Raw genomic sequence first — 3,515 nt, forward strand, 5'->3', positions numbered from 1 at the left:
GTGGTGGGGCATGCCCCACCACCAGCAGCACCTAAATCTCCACCGAAAATTACACCACGAGCGCGGACGCTAACTTGCCCCTCTTGCGGGTCTCATCTGCAGAATCGTCAGTCCTGCGGTTCCTCAGCAGGTGCAGGTGTGGGAGCGGGTGCGGGTTCGGCCGCCGGTGTTTCGCTGCGACCGGTTCTACCGAGGCCGATCTCGAGCGCGAGTTCCCGCCGACGCGCCGCATAATTCGGCGCAACCATCGGATAGTCTTTCGGAAGATTCCACTTGGCCCGATACGCCTCAGGGGTGAGATTGTAATGGACCATGAGGTGGCGTTTGAGCATCCTCAGCTTCTTCCCGTCCTCGAGACATACAAGATGGTCAGGCTTTACCGACGAGCGGATTGGAACTGCAGGCTCCTGCGGGGTCTGTGAAGATTCAGGCTCCGGATTCCGGATTCGGCTGAGCGCGCCATGGACCGCCGCAATCAGTTGCGGCAGCTCGGCTTGCGCAACATGATTGTTGCTGACATGCGCAACCACAATGTCTGCGGTCAGCGTGACTAGTGCCTAATCGTGCTCCATCTGCATTCACCTCAATGTATCCATTTTGGATGTTTCTAGTGCAAAACTGGGCGGTTGCAAGCAGCGCAAGGATGCGCGCTGGCGCAGGGACGTCCTTCAGAGCCCGATTGACCGTTCTCGCGAGAAGGTCCAGTCCACACGGCCATGCTCATTCACCAAGCCTGAGACCGTGTCCCCCAGATGACGTTCGAGTTCCCGCTGCCATGGAACGAGCTGTAAAGCAAAGCCGTTGTCGATGAGCGCAAATCGGCCTGCGCTGAGCCGGAATTGTCCTCGATAAATACCCTCGACGGACTCGCCGAACTGGTTTGGCAGCATGGGTTTGCCCGTTGTTTTGCTGATGGATTCCTGGACCTTTTCGAACTCATGCCGGTGCAGACGATCGAGCAGATTGGATGGGAGAAGCACCTGACCGTCCTGCTGGCTCGCGATGCCTTGCCTGACAAGATGCGCCATGCGGTCGTGCAGGGCTTGCCTGACTTCCAAGCTCAGCCCAGCATCAGCCTTGCCAGGCCTGCCAAGGATCAGCTGCTCGTCCAGCCATGTAGGTCCGTCTGCCGAGATCTGCTGACTGACCGATATCAGACCGGGGTCAGCCAAGCTATCCATCGCTGGACCTGGAACACCATCGAGTGTTGCTGATCGCTGCTTCTCGTGGGTCGGGACAAGCTCATCCGGTCTTTGGACTCCGTACACAGCTTGATCGCCCGGATTGGCTCCGCTGTTCCCTGGTCGCAGCAGCCGCTCTCGGCCATTGTCCTGGCCCATCGGTGACGCGATGTCCTGACCCCGCCAATCAGATACGTCCGTCGGCACCCGCTGTTGGTCCACAGCATTCGGGCGACGCTCCAGACCCGCATGCATCGACTTGATGATATCGCCGCGCAGTTCGATCTGCCGTAAAACGTCCTCAGCATTGCCCGACAGCGTCCAGAGTCCGGGTGCCAGCGCAGATGCGAGTTCCATTTTGGCCAGGGTTTCGATCCGACCAGCCAGTAGCGTCTGATGTCGGCGGTCACCTTTGGGATCGAATCGAAGATCGATCAGTCCGTCGCGATCCTGCAGTTGCGCGAGACTTGCATCCAGGCTTGTCCATCGCTCTGCAGCGACCTCGCGGTGGCGCGCTGACAGAATGTCCCGGTCGGTGCGCATTCCCAATTCGAGCGTAGCCCGCTGCTCGGCGCGAAACCTCAGTCCGTGACGCATGTATTCGCGGTCCACGATCAGATCTGTGCCCTGATCGGTTCTGCCCCTGACAAGGACATGCACATGTGGGTTGTCGGTATTCCAATGATCGGCGCCGATCCAGTCCAGGCCGGTACCGAGATCCCGGGCCATGTCGAGGATCAACTCGCGCGTGAAAACTCTCAGGTCTGCCAGCTCGGTGGCGTCCTCGGGAGAGATGATGAACCGAAAATGGTGGCGGTCATCATGGCAGCGCGAGGCAAACGCATCGCCATCGGCTCTGTCCCTATCGCCATCGAATAGGTCCCCTTGCTGCTGGTCGCGCGTCACGCCTTCGCGTCGCAGATAGGCGATGTGGCGAGACATTGGGCCTGAGGCAAAGGCTTTGCCGGTATGGCGCACAATGCGCACCTTGATCACGACCCTTCGGGCTTTATCCGTCGCCCGGAAGCGAAGCGCCGCGTCCCTTCCACGTCCATGGCGACCAGTTCCCTGGGCTCTTGCCGACCTCCTTTCAAGGCTGGTCCTGGCATGGCGTTTGGATGCCATGACAACCTGCCCGATCAGCGACTTTCCCCCAGCGTGGACCAGACCGCGCCGATTTGGCCCCTGGTGCATCTCAATGTCAAATTCGCTGTCCATCGCAAGGCTCCCGAGTTGGCCGATGGCGCCTGACAGCGGCAGTTTCGCGCCGAATTTTACCACTAGCGACAGCGAGGGCATTGATGCGCCGTCGCATTTTAGCATGGAATACCTTGAGGATAGCGCCACGGCGCCATCGCCGCTTTTATCTCGCCATCCGCTCGTCTTTGCTCCAATCTGCCAAGCGCGTCCGCCTGGTGTTCGCTGCAATCCGCCATGGCGCGATCAGCAATGGCCGCAGTCCTCAGGGAATCTGGTCATGGATAATGTCTGCAAAGAGCTGGTCCTGACCCTTTGGCCCGATTGTGTCCGCAGCGCTTGCTTGGCCATGGCCAAAGTCTTGGTCGTGCAGCATTTGTGTGGTCGACATGCCTGGAAAGAGGTGTGACTGTGTCCACGACATCGTTGCCCTGATGCCTTGAGCCTGCACGATCGGCCCCGCCGAGCGTCGTATATTCGATGCAATGGCGGCAACATAGGAACGTGTCTCGGCGGGCAGAGCCCTGCCATGGTTGCGCCATTGCAGAAACCGGGCCGGACCCGCATTATAGGCGGCCAGACATCCGGGCATGCCGAAGGCATCGTACATTTCGCGAAGGTAGGAAGTACCAGCAAGGATGTTGCTGCGCGGATCAAAGGGGTCATGTCCGAGCGCATAGCGCGTGCGTTGCCGTTGCCAGGTTTTCGGCATCAGCTGCATGAGGCCCATGGCCCCTGCACGCGATACGGCGTTCGGTCTGCCGCGGCTCTCCTGTCTGATCACTGCATGGATCCATGTCTCTGGCAAGCCGAACGTCCGGGATGCCTCGCGCACATGCGAATCCAGCGTGGTGAAATCCAAAGCGGCGGGCAGGCGCGTCGCTTGTGCATGAACTGGCAGGGAAATTGCTGTTGCGAGCGCTGCGCAGACGCTCGCTATCTGGCTGTATGCAGGCACGGCATCAATCCTCCTGTTGCGGGGAGTTGGAGCATGCGCTGCTGCGACCCGCCTGGTGTCGAGAGTGTATCCAGGGCCGTAGATCGCGGCGCACAGGAATGCTCTGGTTAGCGTCCGCGCTCGTGGTGTAATTTTCGGTGGAGATTTAGGTGCTGCTGGTGGTGGGGCATGCCCCACCA

The 3,515-nt window shown here is 60.0% G+C and carries 3 protein-coding genes; all 3 read right to left on the bottom strand.

Translation table 11 applies throughout. From position 1 onward, the window contains the following. Positions 1-107: 107 nt before the first annotated feature. Complete coding sequence (locus K5Q19_RS02970; RefSeq protein WP_292941048.1) at positions 108-545, bottom strand: MucR family transcriptional regulator; 438 nt, start codon at positions 543-545, stop codon at positions 108-110. A gap of 123 nt (positions 546-668) precedes the next feature. Beyond that, positions 669-2,480, bottom strand: coding sequence for a DUF3363 domain-containing protein (locus K5Q19_RS02975; protein ID WP_292941045.1), 1,812 nt, complete (start codon positions 2,478-2,480; stop codon positions 669-671). Positions 2,481-2,643: 163 nt separating this feature from the next. Next, positions 2,644-3,336 carry a lytic transglycosylase domain-containing protein gene (locus K5Q19_RS02980; RefSeq protein WP_137775608.1) on the bottom strand — a complete coding sequence of 231 codons (693 nt, stop codon included), beginning with the start codon at positions 3,334-3,336 and terminating at the stop codon, positions 2,644-2,646. Positions 3,337-3,515: the final 179 nt, after the last annotated feature.

Origin of the sequence: Novosphingobium sp., assembly GCF_019748365.1 — a bacterium.
GTDB lineage: Bacteria > Pseudomonadota > Alphaproteobacteria > Sphingomonadales > Sphingomonadaceae > Novosphingobium.